Annotated in this window: 19 protein-coding genes and 4 tRNA genes; 1 reads left to right on the forward strand and 22 read right to left on the reverse strand. The window is 71.5% G+C overall.

Features of this window, described 5'->3' with window-relative positions:
• Positions 1-176 precede the first annotated feature (176 nt).
• From nusG to FHU28_RS31120, 12 genes are all read right to left on the reverse strand, one after another.
• On the reverse strand, positions 177-899 hold the full coding sequence (gene nusG, locus FHU28_RS31065) for a transcription termination/antitermination protein NusG (RefSeq protein ID WP_184688651.1): 723 nt from the start codon (positions 897-899) through the stop codon (positions 177-179).
• Between the two features lie 35 nt (positions 900-934).
• Positions 935-1,345, reverse strand: coding sequence for a preprotein translocase subunit SecE (secE, locus tag FHU28_RS31070; RefSeq protein WP_184688653.1), 411 nt, complete (start codon positions 1,343-1,345; stop codon positions 935-937).
• A gap of 214 nt (positions 1,346-1,559) precedes the next feature.
• A tRNA-Trp gene (locus FHU28_RS31075) sits at positions 1,560-1,632 on the reverse strand.
• 127 nt (positions 1,633-1,759) lie between these two features.
• Positions 1,760-2,152, reverse strand: coding sequence for a MaoC/PaaZ C-terminal domain-containing protein (locus FHU28_RS31080; protein WP_184688655.1), 393 nt, complete (start codon positions 2,150-2,152; stop codon positions 1,760-1,762).
• A gap of 4 nt (positions 2,153-2,156) precedes the next feature.
• Entirely contained in the window at positions 2,157-2,603 is a 447-nt protein-coding gene (locus FHU28_RS31085; protein WP_073828964.1) for a MaoC family dehydratase N-terminal domain-containing protein, read from the reverse strand.
• Positions 2,604-2,725: 122 nt separating this feature from the next.
• On the reverse strand, positions 2,726-2,893 hold the full coding sequence (rpmG, locus tag FHU28_RS31090) for a 50S ribosomal protein L33 (RefSeq protein ID WP_013288652.1): 168 nt from the start codon (positions 2,891-2,893) through the stop codon (positions 2,726-2,728).
• A gap of 130 nt (positions 2,894-3,023) precedes the next feature.
• Positions 3,024-3,096 (reverse strand) — tRNA-Met (locus tag FHU28_RS31095).
• 25 nt (positions 3,097-3,121) lie between these two features.
• Positions 3,122-3,194, reverse strand: a tRNA-Thr gene (locus tag FHU28_RS31100).
• 95 nt (positions 3,195-3,289) lie between these two features.
• Complete coding sequence (locus tag FHU28_RS31105; RefSeq protein WP_184688657.1) at positions 3,290-5,818, reverse strand: putative bifunctional diguanylate cyclase/phosphodiesterase; 2,529 nt, start codon at positions 5,816-5,818, stop codon at positions 3,290-3,292.
• 715 nt (positions 5,819-6,533) lie between these two features.
• Positions 6,534-7,019, reverse strand: coding sequence for a hypothetical protein (locus tag FHU28_RS31110; RefSeq protein ID WP_184688659.1), 486 nt, complete (start codon positions 7,017-7,019; stop codon positions 6,534-6,536).
• A gap of 45 nt (positions 7,020-7,064) precedes the next feature.
• Entirely contained in the window at positions 7,065-7,274 is a 210-nt protein-coding gene (locus FHU28_RS31115) for a hypothetical protein (RefSeq protein ID WP_184688661.1), read from the reverse strand.
• Positions 7,275-7,857: 583 nt separating this feature from the next.
• Positions 7,858-7,941, reverse strand: a tRNA-Tyr gene (locus FHU28_RS31120).
• 147 nt (positions 7,942-8,088) lie between these two features.
• On the opposite strand from FHU28_RS31120, the gene FHU28_RS31125 reads away from it, so the two are divergent.
• The gene (locus tag FHU28_RS31125) at positions 8,089-8,583 is read left to right on the forward strand and encodes a YajQ family cyclic di-GMP-binding protein (RefSeq protein WP_073828968.1); all 495 of its coding nucleotides are present in this window, start codon (positions 8,089-8,091) and stop codon (positions 8,581-8,583) included.
• A 233-nt stretch (positions 8,584-8,816) separates the two neighbouring features.
• Here the strand turns inward: FHU28_RS31125 and FHU28_RS31130 are convergent, their stop codons facing one another.
• From FHU28_RS31130 to FHU28_RS31175, 10 genes are all read right to left on the reverse strand, one after another.
• Positions 8,817-9,620: a hypothetical protein gene (locus FHU28_RS31130; RefSeq protein ID WP_184688663.1), complete on the reverse strand. Its 804-nt coding sequence runs from the start codon at positions 9,618-9,620 to the stop codon at positions 8,817-8,819.
• Positions 9,617-10,201 (reverse strand): RNA polymerase sigma factor, encoded by a 585-nt coding sequence (locus FHU28_RS31135; protein ID WP_184688665.1) that lies wholly within the window; start codon positions 10,199-10,201, stop codon positions 9,617-9,619. The genes FHU28_RS31130 and FHU28_RS31135 overlap by 4 nt, the downstream gene beginning before the upstream one ends.
• 116 nt (positions 10,202-10,317) lie before the next feature.
• A complete protein-coding gene (locus FHU28_RS31140) occupies positions 10,318-11,577 on the reverse strand; it encodes an MFS transporter (RefSeq protein WP_184688666.1) in 1,260 nt (419 codons plus the stop codon).
• Positions 11,578-11,716: 139 nt separating this feature from the next.
• A complete protein-coding gene (gene htpX, locus FHU28_RS31145) occupies positions 11,717-12,595 on the reverse strand; it encodes a zinc metalloprotease HtpX (RefSeq protein WP_184688667.1) in 879 nt (292 codons plus the stop codon).
• Between the two features lie 149 nt (positions 12,596-12,744).
• Positions 12,745-14,211: an NADH-quinone oxidoreductase subunit N gene (locus FHU28_RS31150; protein ID WP_184688670.1), complete on the reverse strand. Its 1,467-nt coding sequence runs from the start codon at positions 14,209-14,211 to the stop codon at positions 12,745-12,747.
• Positions 14,208-15,713: a complex I subunit 4 family protein gene (locus FHU28_RS31155; RefSeq protein WP_184688672.1), complete on the reverse strand. Its 1,506-nt coding sequence runs from the start codon at positions 15,711-15,713 to the stop codon at positions 14,208-14,210. The genes FHU28_RS31150 and FHU28_RS31155 overlap by 4 nt, the downstream gene beginning before the upstream one ends.
• Positions 15,710-17,635, reverse strand: coding sequence for an NADH-quinone oxidoreductase subunit 5 family protein (locus FHU28_RS31160; protein ID WP_184688674.1), 1,926 nt, complete (start codon positions 17,633-17,635; stop codon positions 15,710-15,712). Before FHU28_RS31160 ends, FHU28_RS31155 begins: the two co-directional genes overlap by 4 nt.
• Complete coding sequence (nuoK, locus tag FHU28_RS31165) at positions 17,632-18,000, reverse strand: NADH-quinone oxidoreductase subunit NuoK (RefSeq protein WP_184688676.1); 369 nt, start codon at positions 17,998-18,000, stop codon at positions 17,632-17,634. The genes FHU28_RS31160 and nuoK overlap by 4 nt, the downstream gene beginning before the upstream one ends.
• Positions 17,997-18,539 (reverse strand): NADH-quinone oxidoreductase subunit J family protein, encoded by a 543-nt coding sequence (locus FHU28_RS31170; protein ID WP_116508741.1) that lies wholly within the window; start codon positions 18,537-18,539, stop codon positions 17,997-17,999. Before FHU28_RS31170 ends, nuoK begins: the two co-directional genes overlap by 4 nt.
• A complete protein-coding gene (locus FHU28_RS31175; protein ID WP_116508743.1) occupies positions 18,536-19,126 on the reverse strand; it encodes a NuoI/complex I 23 kDa subunit family protein in 591 nt (196 codons plus the stop codon). Before FHU28_RS31175 ends, FHU28_RS31170 begins: the two co-directional genes overlap by 4 nt.
• Between the last annotated feature and the right edge of the window lie 20 nt (positions 19,127-19,146).

A 19,146-nucleotide genomic window follows, 5' to 3' on the forward strand; every position in this document is an offset into this window, starting at 1 on the left:
GGGCTTGGAACTGGGATTCTCGCCGGTCCGCGGGCGCGCACGGTCAGCACGGTGCGGACAGCCGACGTTCTAGGGTAGCGCAGCCGTCGGCCACCCTCCGCGCCGAGGTCGGCTGGCGGCGAAACGGCGCACCGGCGGCCACCCCGGAGAGGGCGGGCCGCCGGTGCCGACGTACGTCAGATCTTGGCGACCTGGTTGAAGTTCAGCTCGACCGGCGTCTCCCGGCCGAAGATCGACACCAGCACCTTGAGCTTCTGCTGATCGGCGTTGATCTCGCTGATCGTCGCCGGCAGCGACGCGAACGCGCCGTCGGTGACGGTGACCGAGTCGCCGACCTCGAAGTCGAGGACCTTGACCTCGGGCTTGGCCTTCTTCTGCTCGGTCTCGACCGCCGGGGCCAGCCACTTGAGCACCTCGTCGAGGCTCAGCGGCGCCGGCCGGTCGGCCCGGTCGGTCGCGCCGACGAAGCCGGTGACCCCCGGGGTGTTCCGGACGCAGGAGTAGGACTCGGCGGTCAACTCCATCCGGACCAGGATGTAGCCCGGAAAGACCTTCGCCTGGACCTGCGACCGCTTGCCGTTCTTGACCTCGACCTCTTCCCGGGTCGGCACCTCGACCTGGTAGATGAAGTCCTCCATGTCGAGGGAGGTGATCCGGGTCTCGAGGTTGGTCTTGACCTTGTTCTCGTAGCCGGCGTACGAGTGCACCACGTACCAGTCGCCGGGCGCGTAGCGCAGCTTCTGGCGCAGCTCGGCGACCGGGTCGAAGTCCTCCTCCGGGGCCGGCTCGGTGGTCGGGAACTCCGGCTCGCTGGCGGCCTCGACCGACTCGTTGTTGGCCGCCGTCGCCACCGCGGACTGCTCGTCCGGGGTTCCGGCGGTCTCGTCGTACTCAGGCACGCTCGCTCACTTCCGTCAGTATCGCTGTCCGCAGGTCAGCTGGACTCGCCGAAGACCCACAGCACCGCCTTGGCGAAGCCGTAGTCCAGGCCGGCCACGATCGCCAGCATCACCGCGACGAAGGTGACCACCACGGCGGTGTAGGTCAGCAGCTCCTTGCGGGTCGGCCAGATGACCTTACGCAGCTCTGCCACGACCTCGCGGAAGAACCGCGCGATGCGGGCGAACAGCCCGATCCGCTCGGTGTCCTTACGGGTCTTCCGGCCCTCGGCCGGCTCGGCCTGCGCCCGCTTACGGGTCGCGGTGCCGCCCCGGGAGACCGGCTCATCCGCGTCGGTGGCGTCGTCGTCGTCGGCCACGTCGTCGTCGGCCACGCCGTCGACGGTCGCGTCGTCGTTCAGACGCTCGTCGCCGTCGTCCTCGCCGCGGCGCTTGCTCTTGGCCACTTCGCCCTCCGTGCGGGGTATGGGGTCGCACGCCGGGCGGCGTGCGCAGCGTGTTGGTCACGCCGGCCGGACCAACCGTCCCGCGACGGGCCGCGGCCGGCGGACCGGCCGGGAGGGCCCGAGCGCCTCGGAACCACCCCACCGGTGCCACCACCACGGGCCGGACGCCGCCGGTGAGGGCGGCGCGACCCACGGAACGGTCAGGCCTGAGGCGCAGGGGTGACAGGACTTGAACCTGCAGCCTGCGGTTTTGGAGACCGCTGCTCTGCCAATTGAGCTACACCCCTGTGCGGCAACTCACCTCCACCCGGACACACAGTGCCGAGCGGGGGTCACTTGCCCCACGGCGGACCAGTGTACGGGTAGTCGTGCGACTTTCCCAACCGGTCTGCCCCTCGCGCGTCGGGCGGGCCCTCAGCGCGCCGTGCGGATCAGTGCCCGGGCCTGCGACAGCACCTTCTCACCCTGGCAGGTGGCGGTGATGTCGAGCCTGGTCAGGCCCTCTGCGGTGATCTCCTTGACCACTGCGGACACCTCGATCTCGGTGCCCTCGTCGGTGTCCGGGACGACCACCGGGCGGGTGAACCGGACGCCGAAGTCGACCACCGCGTCCGGCGCGCCGGCCCAGCCGGTCACCGCCCGGCCGACCAGGGCCATGGTGAACATGCCGTGGGCGATGACGCCCGGCAGCCCCACGGCGGTGGCGACGCGGTCGCTCCAGTGGATCCGGTTGAAGTCGCCCGAGGCGCCCGCGTAGCGGACCAGGTCCGCGCGGGTCACCCGGTACGTCTGGGTGGGCAGCTCCATGTCCTCAGGCCTCCCCGCGTACGACGATCTTGGACCAGACGGCGACCACCGGCTCGCCGTCCACCGTGCTCACATCGGTGCGGGTGGTCAGGAAACCGTGCCCGCCCCGGCTGGTGACCTCTTCGATGGTGCTCACGCACACCAGCTCGTCCCCGGCCACCACCGGCCGGGTGTACGCGAACCGCTGGTCGCCGTGCACCACACGGCTGTAGTCGACGCCGAGCGCCGGGTCCTCGACGATCTGCCGGCTCGCGGCCATCGTGACGACCACCGGGAACGTCGGCGGGGCCACCACGTCGGGGTGGCCGAGCGACCGGGCCGCCTCCGGGTCGTGGTGGGCCGGGTCGGTCGCGCCGATGGCGGTGGCGAACTCGCGGATCTTTTCTCGGCCCACCTGGTAGGGGGCGGTCGGCGGGTACGTCCGGCCGACGAAGGACGGGTCCAGGGACATGTCGCCGAACCTACACGCAAAACACGAACGCCGATCCGCCCGGTCGGGCGGCCCGGAGGTCACCCGTCAGGTGGATCGGCGTTCGAGAAAAGCTGGTGCGGACCGGCAGCGCCGGTCGCGGGTCAGCGGGTCTCGCGGTGGACGGTGTGCTTGCCGTCCCGGGGGCAGAACTTCTTCAGCTCGATGCGGTCCGGGTCGTTACGGCGGTTCTTGCGCGTGATGTAGTTGCGCTCCTTGCACTCCACACACGCCAAAGTGATCTTCGGCCGAACATCGGTCGCCTTCGCCACGGCGGAGTGCCTTCCTCGCTCAGGAACAACTACGGCGTGCCAGCCTACGCGCTGACGACGCGGACATGCAAAGTGGGCGCCCTGTGGCGCCCGTCCCACCGACCACCGGGGCGTACCCGGAGGACGAGAGTAGCGGTGGCCGGACTTGAACCGGCGACACAGCGATTATGAGCCGCTTGCTCTACCATCTGAGCTACACCGCCGTGGCGGGTCCAGCCGGACCCTCTGAGCCCCCTTACGGAATCGAACCGTAGACCTTCTCCTTACCATGGAGACGCTCTGCCGACTGAGCTAAGGGGGCCTGCCCGATCACCCTGGGGGTGTCGCGCAGAGGAAACAGTACACGACCGCGTCGCCGAGGTGAAATCGGATCCCCCAGGCAGGCGTCGCCCCTGCTCAGGGCACCACTCGCAGCCGCGGCAGCTCCCCCGCGACCACCGTTTCCGGGTCGACCTGGGCGCCGAACCACGCCTCCAGCCGCTCGTACGGCAGAGGGCGGCTGAACAGGAAGCCCTGGCCGATCTCGCAGCCGATGTCCTGCAGGAGTTCCAGCATCAGCTCGCTCTCCACACCCTCGGCCACCACCGCCAGGCCGAACTGCTGGGACAGCGTCACCACCGCGTTCACGATCGCCAGATCACCCGGATCGGTCGCCATGCCCTGCACGAACGACCGGTCCACCTTGACCTCGTGCACCGGCAGCCGGCGCAGCTGGGCCAGGGACGAGTTGCCGGTGCCGAAGTCGTCCACCGAGAGACGGACACCGAGGTCACGGAGGCTGCGCAAGGTCGAGATGGGACGTTCGGCGCCGTCCAGCACGCCGGCCTCGGTGACCTCGAGCGTCAGCCGCTGAGGCGGCACGCCGTACTCGGCCAGCAGATCGCGTACCAGCGCAGGGAAGTGCTGGTCGGTGAGCGTACGCGCGGCGAGGTTGACCGCCACGGAGAGCGGCTGCTCGCCGTGGCTCCAGTCGCGGCTGCGCCGCAGGCTCTCCCGGAGCACGAACTCGGTGAGCCGGCCGAGCTGGCCGGTGTGCTCGGCCACCGCCACGAAGTCGTCCGGCGCGACAGTGCCGTGCGCCGGGTGCTCCCACCGGGCCAGGCACTCCACGCCCACCAGGCGGCGGTCCCGCAGCGTGACCTTGGGCTGGAAGTAGACCTCCAGCTCGCCCTCCTCCAGCGCCCGCTGCAGGTCGCCGGCGAGCCCGAGCCGGCGCAGCGACCTCGACTCCAGCCCCGGGCTGTAGAGCTGCACGCTGCCCGGGACCGACTTGGCGGCGCTGGCCGCCAGGTCGACGCGCTGCAACAGTGCCACCGCGTCGCTGCCGTGGTCAGGGTGGACCGCCACGCCGACCACCGTGTCCACGTCCACGGTGAGCGCGTCGAAGACCATCTCGTCGCGGATCTGCTCCCGGAGCTGGGCCGCCAGCTCCAGGGCCGCCTCGGTGCTCTCCAACCGGAGCGTCACCAGGAACTCGTCGCCACCGGCCCGGCCGACCAGCGCCGAGGACGGCGAGCAGGCGCGCAGGCGCTCGGCCACCTCGACGAGCACCTTGTCCCCGGCGGCGTGGCCGAGCGACTCGTTCACCTGGCGGAGCCGATCGACGTCGAAGAGGAGCAACGCGACCACCTCGCCCGGCGCGCCGATCTTCACCGCCTCGGCCACCGCGGCGGTCAGCCGCCGCCGGTTGGGCAGCTTGGTGAGCGTGTCGTGGTCGGCGTCGTGCCGCAGCCGGTCGACCAGGCGCGAGTTCTCCAGGGCGACAGCGGCGTGCGCCGCCACCGTCTCCAGGACCGCGACGTCGCGCGAGGTGAAGTGCGAGGGGTCGACCAGCCGGTTGGTCACCTCGAGCGTCCCGATCACCACCCGGCCCGAGCGCAACGGGACGATGATCGTGTCCTTGACGCCCTGCTCGGCCAGGCTCGCCCGGAACTCCGGATCGCTGCACACGCCACGGCCGACAGTGACCGGGCGGGCCTTCTGCATCGCCCGCTGGCGCAGCTCGACGCCGGTCGGGGCGGTGTCCAGCAGGCCAGGGTCGTCGACTCGCGCGGTGAGCAGGGTCTCCGGGTGCCGGCCCTGGGCGGGCAGCCACAACGTCGCGTACTCCGCCTGCATCAGCCCACGGACACGGCCCAGCAGGGCGTCCGCGAGTGTGCCGTCCTGGCCGCTGGCCGAGATCGCCCGGCTCAGCTCGTACATGCCGCTGAGCGTGCGGTGCTGCTGGAAGAACTCGGTGTACGACCGGTAGACCGCCACCAGCCCCGCGGCCAGCGCGGCCAGCGGCACCAGGGACCACCAGGACTGCTCCAGCAGCATCAGCACGATCAGGCCGGCCGACACGTTGATGCCGTTGGTCAGCACGCCCGAACGCAGCGCGCGGAACGTCTCCCGGCCGGCGTGCCACCCGATGAGCAGGGTCTGGACCGCGGCGATCGAGGTGAGGCTCACCAGGATCACCATCGCCACCGCGAGGCAGAGGCCCAGCCAGGTGGCGGGGCCCACGCCTTCGGTCGGCGGCAGGATGGTCAGCACCAGGGCACCGACCGACGTGCCCGCCGCGGCACGCGCGACGTTGAACCAGAGCTTCGGCGCCGACAACCGGTGACGCAGGTGCGTCACGAGCGAGGACAGCGTGTAGATCAGGACGACGGTGAGCGGCGGCAGGAAGTAGAAGGCGAGCACCAACGGCAGCTCGGTGAGCGTCATCCCGAGCGACTGCCTCCGGATGACCACCCCGACGACCGGCCCGCTGGCGACGATCATCAGCGCCAGGAGCAGCACTGCCGGAAGCCACCCGCCGATGGGCGGCTTCGCGATCAGTCCGGTGACTGTCGAACAAGCCACCGCCACCAGGGCGAGCGGTGCGGTGATTATCCAGGCGTCCTCGGAGGGTCTACGCCTCGGGTTGTCTCGCCCGCTCATCCCACTCCCTGTCCGGCGGGCAGGGCCCACCAGCTTCCGTCTCCGTGGACGTCAGCCCGGGTCGGTGTTCAGACCCAGACGTAGTCGAGGAGGCGGAGGTCACCCAGGCCGGACTTCGCACTGACTACCGAAACGCCCAGGGCGGCGGAGACGAGGAGGAGCGAGCCAAACAGCCGGCCCAGCCTACGACCAGACATGATTGCTCCTGTCGGGAGAGTTACAGCCATCGTGAAGGTTCCACGATCGTGCCACACCCCGCTCACGCGCAAAAGCTGCGCAAGCCCTCGTGCAGGGCCAGTGGCAGGGAAATCATCCGTTCGACAGGCGTGGCTCACCCTCCGGCCCAGCATACCGTCACGATCAGCCCCGCAGCCGCTACGGAAGGCGCGCACAACGACTTCGCGCGTAAACCACGCTTAGCGCCTGATTCACCCGTCAGCCAGTCGACACCCGGCCACGGCCACAGTAGATAGCGTCGGCGCTCCCCTCGGCCGTCCCCGGACAGCCTCCACCATCATCGATGGCTGAGGCAAGGTTTCACGCCAGGAGAACCGAGTGAATCATCAGCCGGCCGGATATCCGCGCCGGACGCCCACCCCGATCGCGGACGGCATTCACCTTCGACGCCTCGAAGACCTCTCGTCGACCAGCCGCCCACCATGGTCAGACACCCCGGCTGTCGCGCGACTGTGGCCACGGGTGGGCACGGTGCTGACTATTGGGCCGGCGGCGGCGACATGTCCGCTGGGCAGTCCTTGACGTGGTGCGAGTACTGGGCGCCGTCACGGTCAGACCAGGACACCTCGAAGCGGATGCAGGTGGTCACCGTGGCACCCTTGGAGAACACGCTGTCAGACGACGTACGGGTAAGTGCAACGTCCACCCAGCCGACCACCGGACCCGACTTGGCCATGCCGGACCTGCTCCAGGAGTCCAACACCTGTTCGTTTGACCGTGCCAGATGCCCGCGCAAGTAGCGCACGGATCCGTCGCCCAGTTCGGTGCGACTGATCGCGGCGACCTCGGCGTCGCGGGTATAGACCTCCGCGGCCCGCAGCGCCATGTCCTTGGCTTCCTGTCGACCTTGCTCGGTTGAGTCAGCGCAGCCAGCGAGGGCAAGTGCGACGGCAGCCAGCGCTAGACCTCGGCGACAGAGTCGGACGGCCGTTCTGGTCAGCGCCTTGCCATGCTCGGTGCTCAACGGCTCATCCTCCACAGCTTCCCGGTCAACCGAGTACATCCCCGATCAGTCGTCCTTCGGCATCGGCCACACGTCCCGGGAGTCGTTGAAGGCCCCTCCCGGCGACGGCTCGATCGTCAGAGACTTCAAAGCACGCGGCAAGGAGGTGACCCCACGCCCCACCAACCGCCAGAGCGATACCACCAGGTACACCAGGGCGAAACCCGCAACCGAGCCCAGCGCGACCAGCAGCACGAGGCCGAGCATTCCTGTCATCACTCGCACATCCTGCCCAGTCGAGCGCGCGGACGGGTGCCGTGGATCATCCGAGGGCGTCGCTGATCTTGTCGTTCATGGTGTCGTCGCCGCCGTCGATGCAGTTGGCGTAGACGCGGAGCAGGACGGCGACGCCGTGGCCCGGGCGCCGGGCGGCCTCGGTTGGCGGGACGCCAGCGTTCAGCCAGAGCGAGGCGGCTGCATGACGCTAATCCGGCCGGCGGCACGATCACGGCCAGGCGGTAGGGAAGCCGACCGGTCGGCCTCGTCGACGGTCAGGCTTCCGGCCGCCGCGCCAGTCCAATCCCGGGACTGGATTGCCCCCGGCCCCTCTCCCACAGCCGGCGACACCTCACCGCGGACCCCTCATCCGATCGCTACACGCACGGCCTCCGCCAGACTGGGCCCAGGCCACCAACCCCAGCGGTCGCAGCCCCGGAAGAGCCCTCCGCGGGTCAAGATCGACCTGCTCGCCGTCTGCCCCACAACCAGTCGTCAACGGCTGGACTCAGCCGGACTCGGCCAGACGAACGACAACGGCCCCCGATCAGCATCTCTGCTGTTCAGGGGCCGCATCTGCACCTGGTGGCGGGTAGAGGATTCGAACCTCTGAAGCTTTCGCGACGGATTTACAGTCCGCTCCCATTGGCCGCTCGGGCAACCCGCCAGGGCACACCACCGCGTCGCAACGCGGCGGCGGAAGCAAGGATAGCGGTTGTCCCCTGCCCCACCGCAACCGGGTACCGTCAGGAGGTCCCACGCTGGTCAGCGCGGGACGGACCAGGACAGACCGCCGGACAGCAGGAGCATGAGCATGGCAGCGAACCCGTCGTTCGACATCGTGAGCAAGGTCGACCGGCAGGAGGTCGACAACGCCCTCCGGCAGTCGGAGAAGGAGCTCTCGACGCGGTTCGACTTCCGCGGCACCGGCGCGGAGATCACCTGGTCGGGCGAGGAGGCGATCAGCCTCCAAGCGGAGACCGAGGAGCGGGTGCGGGCGGCGCTTGAGGTCTTCAAGGAGAAGCTCATCAAGCGGAACATCTCGCTGAAGTCGCTCGACGCCGGCGAGCCCCGCCCGTCGGGCAAGATCTTCAAGATCGACGCCAAGGTGGTGCAGGGCATCGACTCCGACAAGGCCAAGGCGATCAGCAAGAAGATCCGCGACGAGGGCCCGAAGGGCGTGCAGGCGCAGATCCAGGGCGACCAGCTCCGCGTCACCGGGAAGAAGAAGGACGACCTCCAGGCCGTCATCACGCTGCTCAAGGGCGAGGACTTCGGGCTGGCGCTCCAGTTCACCAACTACAGGTAAGGGACTCTGGCCGGCCTGATCATCGGGCCGGCCAGGCCTTGCCACCTGAGTGGACGTCGTCGCCAGTGGTCGTCGTCGGTCGCCCACGATCGGCCTCCGACGACCTGGACACGGCTTGAGCCTGGTCCTCGTCGACCTGCCCGCGACCGCAGCACGCTCTGACCCCTCGGATGCAAGGACCGCCGATGGTCGCCGTCTCGGACACGGCGACCACTCCGGTCCGAAGGGCTTGCCTATCGACTCCAGCGCTCGGCCGACAGGCAGTCAGTGCCAGGCTTGCCGTAGACGACCTTGCCGGATGAGTCGGTGTAGCAGTGATCGAACTCGTCGGACGGCCGAAACAACAGGCGCCGGTCAATCTCGGTGCCACTGGCGTCGTAGCTGACCAGCTCAGCATCCTGCCTGACAGTGCCGCCCTCGGTGACCAGGCCGAACACGCCGGAACTCAGTCGTGCCGTGGTCGTGTGCCCGTCGCCGTGTTCGAGTACCAGCCGATGTACCCGAGGGCTGACCCGGCCAGTCACGGTGACGTCACCGCCATCTGCTTCGGTCGACGTGAGTAGGAGTCGTTGGACCGGGCCGGGCAACCAGCTCTGTTGTGGCCAGTCGCGTTCCCCGCCGACACCCCCACTGGCCTCTTCGCCTGAGGGCGTTGAGACATCACAGGTAAGATACCCGGTCTCCGTCATGAACAGTGCCACGGCGCGGTGGTCCTGTTCAGCGGCCACGGCCAGCTGACCCATCGACACCGGAATTCGCTCAGCCTGCGCGTTCCACGACAGGCACTGCTCAATCGCCTGGCGCAGCGCCGGTGACAGCTCGTGCGGGCCCATCGCCAGATGCTGCACGTCGTCGTTGGTCGGCGCCACCGCCACGCCGACCACCACCGCTGCGGTGGCCGCCATGGTGGCGATCCCCAGTCGCACCGCTGTGCGGGATCGCGGCCGGTGGATCGACCTCATAAGATCCGCCCGCATTCGCGCTGCCTTGGCGGGCGGCAGGTCCCGCTCAGTAGGCGCGTCGAGAACGTCTCTCATCGTTCCTCCTCCTGCTTGTTGTCGTCAGCGACCAGCCGGGCCAGCCGGGCTCGTGCGCGACTCACGCGCGAACGGACCGCGCCTTCGCTGATTCCGAGGGCTTTCGCCGCCTCGCCGTACGGCACGCCGGACCAGAGGCACAGGGCAACCGCTTCGCGTTCTGCGCGCGGGAGTCGGCGGACCACCGCCAGAATCTTGGCCATCTGTCGTTCGTCATCGAGCCGCCCGGCTACGTCGCCGGCCAGGTCTGCGTCGACCTCCCGCTCCGGCGGCAACCTACGCAGGGCTGCCAACCACCGCCGAGCGGAACGCCATTCGGTACGGGTCGCATTGGTAGCGACCACAAGCAGCCAGGGCAGTACCAACCCGTCGACCGGGCCCGCTTCGCCCCGCCTCCGCCACGCGACCAGGAAGGTCGATTGCGTAACGTCTTCCGCGAGCGTCCAGGAGCCAGTGAGCCGGAACACGTGGTTGTACACCGCCCGTGCGTACCGGTCGAAAAGCCGGCCGAAAGCGATCTCGTCACTGGCTGCGATAGCCGACCACAGATCTTGATCAGACGGTTGTATCTGGCTCGTCACACCTCACTATCGCCGGCTGGGCGGAACCTGTTGCAGGCGATCATGGAGGTACTCCGGCTGCTGATGGTCGCGGAGCGCGGTTCGTACGTTGATCCGGCCCACCCGGACGCCGCCGGTCAGGCGGCCAGTGACTGCTCGGTGCGTACCGCTGTGGCCTCCGCCCGGGTGATCGGCCCGGCGGGCAGCGCGGCGACCGCGGCCCCGACGGCGACCGCCACCCCGGCGAAGATGAACGCCCAGGACACGCCGCCGGCGTGGTCGATGATCAGTCCGGCGATCGAGCCGCCGGCGGCGCTCGCCGCGACCGACATGGTCACCACCCAGGTGTACGCCTCGTTGAGCATGCCGGCCGGGGTGATCCGCCCGACCAGCGTGTTCTCCAGGGTGAGCGCGGGGGCGATGGCCGCGCCGCCGAGCACCAGCGCGACGCCGAGCGCGGCCGGGCCGGGCATCACCGCGAAGACGGCGAAGCTGGCCGCCACGGCGCCGAGCAGCCAGGCGAACTGGCGGGTCATGTTGGCGGCGGGCTTGCGTACGCCGAACCAGACACCACCGATGGCGCTGCCGATGCCCCAGACGGCGAGCAGCACGCCGGCCAGGCTCTCCGGGTCGTCGGCGCCGGAGTTCCCGGCGAAGGCCGGGACGATGACGCCGGAGGCGCCGAACGCGATGCCGAGGCTGGCCACGCAGAGCAGCAGCGCGGGGAAGCCGCCGATCCGCAGCGGGCCGAGGCCCCGGGCGTGATGCTCGCGCGAGTGCGGGCGCCAGCCCTGCATGACCCGGCCGAACGCGACGGCGCCGGTGCCGACCAGGGTGACCACGGCGGCGCCGACGAGCGCGGCGGAGGCGTCGGCGAACAGCACGAAGCCGGCCACCAGCAGCGGGCCGATCACGAAGACGACCTCGAAGAGGGTGGTCTCGGCGGCGAGCGCGGTGTTGCGCAGGTGGGCCCGGCCGGTGGCGGGGGCGGTGAGGTCGTTCCAGGCGCCCCGGATCGCGGCGGTGAGCGGCGGGTACGTGGCACCGGCCAGGCCCGCCCCCAGGTAGATCAGCCCGAGGTTACCGGTGTCGGAGCGGGTGGCGACGAGCAGCCCGATCAGGGCGAGCGGGTGGGCCAGCGCGGTGGCCAGCAGCACGGGGGTGGGGCCGACCCGGTCGGCGATCCGGCCGGCGACCGGGCTGAGCGCGGCGCCGGAGAGCGCGTAGATGCCGCCGGCGACGGCGGCCAGGGAGTACCGGCCGGTGACCTGCTCGACGACGAGCAGCAGCGCCAGCGGGGTCATGCCGATCCCGAGCCGGCCGATGATGCCGAGGACCAGCAGCATCGGCGCGCCAGGGATCCGCCAGACGCCCTGGTACTGGCGCAGTGCGGCCACTGTCAGACCTCCATGGGAGTAATGAGTGGGAGACGTTTCGACCCTAACGGCGTGTGATGACCGGGGGAAACGCATTGTGCCCGGACACACCACCGCGCCCGCGTCATGGGACGCGGGCGCGGCGGGGAGTACTTGCGGGTCAGCGCTGGAACTGCACCGGCCCGGAGTTGCGGGCCATCTGCTCCAGTCGGGCCACCCGCTGCTCCATCGGCGGGTGGGTGGCGAACATCGCGGCGATGCCGCCGCCCCGCTTGAACGGGTTGTCGATCATCAGGTGCGCGGTGCTGGCGAGCTGGCCCTGCGGCGCCAGCGGGCGCGCCTGCGTACCCATGTGGATCTTGCGGAGGGCACTGGCCAGTGCCAGCGGGTCGCGGCTCAGCTCGGCGCCGGACTTGTCGGCCTGGAACTCCCGGCTCCGGCTGATCGCGAGCTGGATCACAGTGGCCGCGATCGGGCCGAGGATCAGCGTGAGCAGCAGCACGGCCGGGTTCGGGCCGTCCTCGTCGTCGGACGAACCCAGCGGGATGAACCAGGCCAGGTTGGCCAGCATGGTGATGATGCCGGCCAGGCCGGCCGCCACGCTGGAGATCAGGATGTCCCGGTTGTAGACGTGCGACAGCTCGTGGCCGATAACGCCACGCAGCTCCCGGTAGTCCAGGACCTCCACGATGCCCTGGGTGACGCAGACCGCCGCGTTCTCCGGGTTCCGGCCGGTGGCGAACGCGTTGGGCTGCGAGGTCGGGCTCACGTAGAGCCGGGGCATCGGCTTGCCGGCGAGCGTGGAGAGCTCCCGCACCATCTGGTACAGCTCGGGGAACTGTGCCTCGCTGACCGGCTGCGCCTTCATCGAGCGCAGTGCGAGCTTGTCGGAGTAGAAGTAGGTGACGCCGTTCATCAGCAACGACACGACGACGGCGATGACGAGACCGCCGCTACCGCCGAACCAGTAGCCGACCGCGAGGATCAGCGAGGTCAACAGGCCGAGCAGCGCTGCGGTCTTGAGACGGTTGGAATGCACGATCTCTCCTTCGGTGCACGGGCCCTTGCGGGAGGCCCGCTGACCGGTTCAACACACCGGTACCCGTCAACCATCCGGCTCATGGCTGAAAGTTGGCTGGATGTTGCTGTGCACACGCTGAAGCGGTCGCCCACCAGGGCACGAACCGGTCAGCGCGCCGCCACGTCCAGCGCCAGCTGCGGTGCGAAACCGATCACCACCGCCGCCACGGTGGCCGCGCCGAGCGCCAGCGCCACGGTCCGCGCGGGGCGGACCACCGCCGCGCCCGCAGGCGTCGCGTAGAGCGAGGCGGTGAGCCGCAGGTAGTACGCCAGGCCGATCACCGCGTTCAGCGCCACCACCAGCGCCAGCCAGCCCGCGTGCCCGGCCAGCAGCGCGCGTACCACTGTCACCTTGGCGAACAGCCCGGCCAGACCCGGGGGCAGGCCGGCCAGCCCGATCAGGGCCAGCGCGAACGCGCCGCCCACCCACGGGTGCCGCCGCGCCGCGCCGCGCAGGTCGGCCAGCGTGCCGCCGTCACCGTCCGCCGGGCGCAGCGCCACCACAGCGGCGAACGCCGCCAGCTCCAGCAGCACGAAGAAGATCGAGTACGCGACTGCTGCCGCGTACGCGGCCGCCCGCGCGTCGCCGGTGCGCCCAGCGGCCAGCGCCAGCGCGCCCAGCGGGGCCAGGATGTACCCCGCCTGGGCCACCGACGACCAGGCCAGCAACCGCACGGTACGCCGCTGACGCAGCGCCACCAGGTTGCCGACGGTCATGGTCAGCACCGCCAGCGCCGCCAGCACCGGGCCGGTCATGTCGCCCGGCAGCGCGCGCTGCACCACCGCCAGCAGCGCCACCACGCCACCGAGCTTCGAGGCAGTCGACAGGTACGCGGCCACCGGCAGCGGCGCGCCGTCGTACGTGGCGGGGGCCCACGCGTGGAACGGCACCGCGGCGACCTTGAACGCCAGCCCGGCCACCACGAGCGCCACCGCGACGCCGGTCAGCGGCAGGTCGGTCAGGTCGTCGCGGGCGGCCAGTGTGGCGCCGAGCCGGTCCAGGTGCAGCGTGCCGGCGACCGCGTAGAGCAGCGCCGCGCCGAGCAGCGTCACAGTGGTGGCGACCACGCTCACCACGAAGAACGTCACCGCCGCCTCGGCGCCGGCGAGGCTGCCCCGGCGCAGGCCGACCAGCACGTACAGCGGAAGCGTCAGCGTCTCCAGCGCCACGATCAGCGTGATCAGGTCACCTGCCGCGCCGAGCACGACGCCACCGGTCATCGCGCAGGCGAGCAGGAAGCAGTACTCGCCGACCGGGGTACGCCCGGCGCGCAGCAGCGGGCCGGACAGCGCCAGCACACCGAGCGTGAGCAGGGCGATCACGGCCCCGACCAGTGCGGCCCGGCCGTTCCACACCCAGGAGCAGTCGTCGCCGACGCAGAACGTGCGCCGCTCACCGGCCGCCCCGACCAGTGCCGCGCCGGCCGCGGTGCCGGTCGCGCCGAGCGCCGCCACGGCGACCGTGACGGCGGGACGCGCCACCAGCAGGTCGACCAGCAGCACCAGCACTGCGGTGCCGGCCGCCAGGTACGCCGGCAGCATCGCCAGGTTGTCGACAGGCTGCACCAGGCTCATGGGACGACCCCCAGCAGCGCCTCCACCGGGCCGGAGGCGTAGGACAGGACCAGTGCCGGGGCCAGGCCGACCGCGAGCGCGAGCAGCACCAGCGGCGCCCACGCGGTCAGTTCCGCGCCGGCCACGCCGGGTGCGAGACCGGCCACCGCCGGGCTGGGCCGCCCGTGCGAAACCCGGCGCAGCAGCCGCAGGAAGTACGCGGCGGTGAGCGCCCCGCCCAGCGCGGCCAGCACGGCGAGCGTCAGCCAGAGTGGGCCGCCCCGCTGCACGGCGGCCACCACGGCGAACGCCTCACCCCAGAACCCGGCCAGGCCGGGCAGCCCCAGCGAGGCGACGGCCGCGAAGCCGAGCAGCCCGGCCAGCCGGGGCGCGGTCTCCCGCAGCCCGGACAACTCGGCCAGCGAGCCGGTGTGCGCGCGGTCCTTGACGGCGCCGGCCAGGAAGAACAGCAGGGCGGTGATGACGCCGTGGGCGATGTTGCCGATCAGCGCGGCCTGGAGCCCGGTGGCGGTGAGCGTGGCGATCCCGAGCAGCACGAAGCCCATGTGCCCGACGCTGGAGTACGCGATCAGCCGCTTCAGGTCGTCCTGCGCCAGGCAGACCAGGCCACCGATCAGAATCGCGGCGACGGCGAGCACGCCGAGCACCGGCGCGGCCCAGCGGGCGCCCTCCGGGGCCACCCCCACGGCGACCCGGATCATGCCGTACGTGCCCATCTTGAGCAGCACCCCGGCGAGGATCACGCTGCCGACGGTTGGTGCCTGGGTGTGCGCGTCGGGCAGCCACGAGTGCAGCGGCCAGAGCGGGCTCTTGACCGCGAACGCGAGCGCCAGCAGCGTGAACGCGGCGAGCTGCGTGCCCCGGGACAGCCCGGCGCCGCCGGTGAGCGCGACCAGGTCGGCGGTGCCCGCGGCGGCCACCACCACGTAGACGCCGACCAGCAGCAGCACCGAGCCGAACAGCGTGTAGAGCGCGAACTTGCGGGCCGCCCGGCGACGGTCCGCGCCGCCCCAGCCGGCGATCACCGCGTACATCGGCAGCAGGACGACCTCGAAGAACAGGAAGAACAGCACCAGGTCGAGCGCGAGGAACGTGCCGAGTATGCCCACCTCGACCACCAGCAGCAACGCCACCAGCGCCCGCCCGCTGCCGCCGCCGGGCGGCACCCGCCACAGCGTGTACGCGCAGCACAGCAGCGTGAGCAGCGCGGTCAGCACCACGAGCGGCCAGGAGATGCCGTCCACGCCCAGGTGGAAGCGCAGGTCGAGCCCGGGCACCCACTGCTGGTCGACCTGGTGCCACGGCTGCACCGCCGGGCGGGGACCGTACCCGAACCAGCCGTGGTCGCCGCCGACCAGCGGCAGCGTCGCCAGCAGCGTCAACGCGGCGGCGACGGTGCCGACCACCCGGCCGGCCCGGTCGCCCGGCACCACCGCGGTGGCCAGCGCGCCGAGCGCCGGGAGCGCTACGACGGCGACCAGCAGGACCTGCCCGAACGTCATGACGTGACTCCGATCAGGGCGACCGCGAGGCCGATCAGCAGCGCGCCTGCCAGCACCCCGGCCGCCGCGCGCGGCAGCGCCGCCCGGTGCAGCGCGGCCAGCCCGCCGCCCACCTCGACCGCCGCCCGGCCGCTCCCCTCGACCAGCCCGTCCACGCCCAGCTCGTCACCGGTACGCACGACCCGCGCCAACGCGCCGGCCGGGCGTACGACAACGGCGTGCTGGACGTCGTCGAGCCGGAACGCCCGGGCGAACACCGGCCGCAGCGGACCCAGGAAGCGGGCCGGGTCGGCGGCCGGGTCGCGGCGCCAGCCCGCCCAGGCGACGCCCGCGCCGACGAGCAGCAGCAGGAACGGCAGGATCAGGTTCGGCGCCAGGTGCACCAGCTCGACGGCCTCGCCGCTGTCGTCGCCCGGCACGCGCAGGCGGTCGGCGAACCACTGCGCGAACGCGGCCAGGCCGAGCAGCGCGGCCGGGACCGTGAGCAGCAGCACCGGCCAGCGCAGCAGGCCCGGCGGGTCGTGCGGCCGCAACAGCGGCGTGCGGGTCGCGCCGAGGAACGTGCGCAGCAGCAGCCGGGTCGCGTACCAGGCGGTCACCGCCACGCCGAGCAGCCCGGCCAGCCAGACCAGCCAGCCCACCCAGGCCGCTGTCGGCCCCGCGCCGTCGAGCGCGGCCGCCTCCGCGGCAGCCAGCACGCCGTCCTTGCTCCAGAAACCGGAGAGCGGGGGTACGCCGGCGAGCGCGCCCAGGCCGACCACCATGCACCAGAACGTCACGGGCATGCCGGTACGCAGGCCGCCCATCCGGGACATCAGCGTGGTGCCGACGGCGTGGATCACCGCACCGGCGGCGAGGAACAGCAGCGCCTTGAACGCGGCATGGGTGAGCAGGTGGAACAGCGCGGCGGCAGGTGCGCCGACCGCCAGCGCGCCGGTCATGTAGCCGATCTGGGAGACCGTGGACCAGGCGAGCACGCGCTTGATGTCGTCCTGGGCGGTGGCGGCGAACGCGCCGAGCAGCATCGTGATCGCGGCCATCACGCCGAGTACGGCGAGCGCGGCCGGGGCGCGTTCGAACAGCGGGAACAGCCGGGCCACCGCGTACACGCCGGCGGCGACCATGGTGGCCGCGTGGATCAGCGCGGAGACCGGCGTCGGACCGGCCATCGCGTCCGGTAGCCAGGTGTGCAGCGGGAACTGGGCGCTCTTGCCGGCCACCCCGGCGAGCAGCAGCAGGCAGGCGGTGGTGAGCGTGGCCGTGCCGTAGTCGTGAGCCAGCACGTCGGCGATCCGGAAGCTGCCCGCGCCCACGCCGAGCAGCGCGATGCCGAGCAGGAACCCGACGTCACCCACCCGGGTGACCAGGAACGCCTTCACCGCCGCGCCGGGCGCCTCGGGCAGCCGCCGGTCGTGGGCGATGAGCAGGTACGAGCAGATGCCCATCACCTCCCAGCCGACCAGTAGCATGATCAGGTCACCGGACACCACCACCGTGAGCATGGCGGCGGTGAAGAGGCTGAGCTGAGCCGCGTACGGCGGGTAGCGGTGGTCGACGTCCACATCGTCGTGCGGGCCCCGGCGCAGGTAGCCGATCGAGTAGACCTGCACGGCCAGCGCGACAGCGGCGACCGCCGTGGCGACGAGCACCGCCACGCCGTCCAGCCGCAGGCCCAGCGTGACCCGCAGCCCGCCCAGGTCGACCCAGGTGGTGGACGCCTCGACCGGGGCGTCCACACGGACCAGCAGCGCCAGCGCGGCCAGCAGCGACACGGCTGCCCCGGCCACGCCCAGCGCGACCGCCAGCCGCCGGGCCGAGGCCCGGTCCTGGTGCGGAGCGGGCGGCAGCAGCAGGCCGAGCAGCCCGGCGACGAGCGGCGCGGCCGGCAGCACCGCCGCGAGCCACAGCGTCGGCGTGCTCACCGGACCGCTCCTTCCGCATCCGGCCGCCCGGACGCCGGGCCCGCCGCGACCGCGGGCGCCGGCTCGGCCAGCGGCACGTCGTCGACTGTGACGCTGGCACGCAGCCGGTAGAGCTGGAGCACGATGGCCAGTCCGACACCGATCTCGGCGGCGGCGAGCACGATCACGAACAGCGCGAACACCTGGCCGGAGTGCGGCAGCGCGGCCTTGACAGTGGTGTCGGCGGTGACCAGCACCAGGTTCACCGCGTTCAGCATCAACTCCACCGCCATCAGCACCAGGACGGCGTTACGGCGGCGCAGCACGCCGTACACGCCGAGGCCGAACAGCAGCGCGGCGGTGACGTACGGGATGACCGGCCTCACGGGCGTCCGCCCTCGTCGGCGGGCTGCGCGGCGTCGGCGGACCGGCTGCCGATGTCGGGGCGGGAGAGCACGATCGCGCCGACCAGCGCGGCCAGCAGCAGCACCGACAGCACCTCGAACGGCAGCACCCAGGAGCGGAACACCTGCTCGCCGATGCGCTCGGCGGTGCCCGCAGCGGGCAGGTCCACCCGGGACCAGCGGAACGCGTCGATGAGCAGCACCGCCAGGCCGAGTCCGCTGCCGCCGCCGACGAGCGCGGCGGCCCAGCCGGGCCGGTCCAGGTCGTCCGACGGGCCGATCGGGGCGCGGGTCAGCATCACCGCGAACAACAGCAGCACCACCACCGCGCCGACGTAGATGAGCACCTGCACCCAGGCCACCAGCTCGGCGGTGAGCACCAGGTAGTCACCCGCGAGCGCGCCCAGGCAGACCACCAGCCACAACCCGGCCCGGACCAGGTGCCGGGTGGCGACCACCAGCGCGCCAGCGCCCACCGCCACCGCGCCCAGCGCGAGCAGCAGCACGTCCGCACCGGTCATGAGGCAGCGCCTCCGCCCGGATCGGTGGCGGCGTCGGGGCGTACCCGGGAAGGAGCCGGACGGGCCGACGGACCCGCCGCCTTCCGGGCGGCGGTGGTCTCCTCCTTGGAGGGGTCGCCGAGCGGGTCGTGGGCCGGCGGCGGCGGGACGGTGGCCATCCACTCGCCCAGGTGGTCCTTGTCGTGCAGCAGGTCCTTGATGTCGTACTCGGCGTACTCGAACTCCGGCGACCAGTAGAGCGCGTCGAACGGGCAGACCTCGACGCAGATGCCGCAGTACATGCAGAGCGAGAAGTCGATGTCGAACTTGTCGAGCACGTTGCGCTGGCGGGGACGGGCGGCGCCGGGCACCGCCACCTCCTCCTTGTGCGAGTCGATGTAGATGCACCAGTCCGGGCACTCGCGGGCGCAGAGCATGCAGACAGTGCAGTTCTCCTCCAGCAGCGCGATCACGCCACGGGAGCGGGGCGGCAGCTCGGGCGCCACATCCGGGTACTGCTGGGTGGTCGAGCGGCGGGTCATCGTCTTCAACGTGACCGCCAGGCCCTTGACCAGACCCCCGCCGGGCACTCCACCGTGCTCGCTCATGCCGCCCATCCTGCCCTGTG

Source organism: Micromonospora echinospora, from assembly GCF_014203425.1.
Taxonomy (GTDB): domain Bacteria; phylum Actinomycetota; class Actinomycetes; order Mycobacteriales; family Micromonosporaceae; genus Micromonospora; species Micromonospora echinospora_A.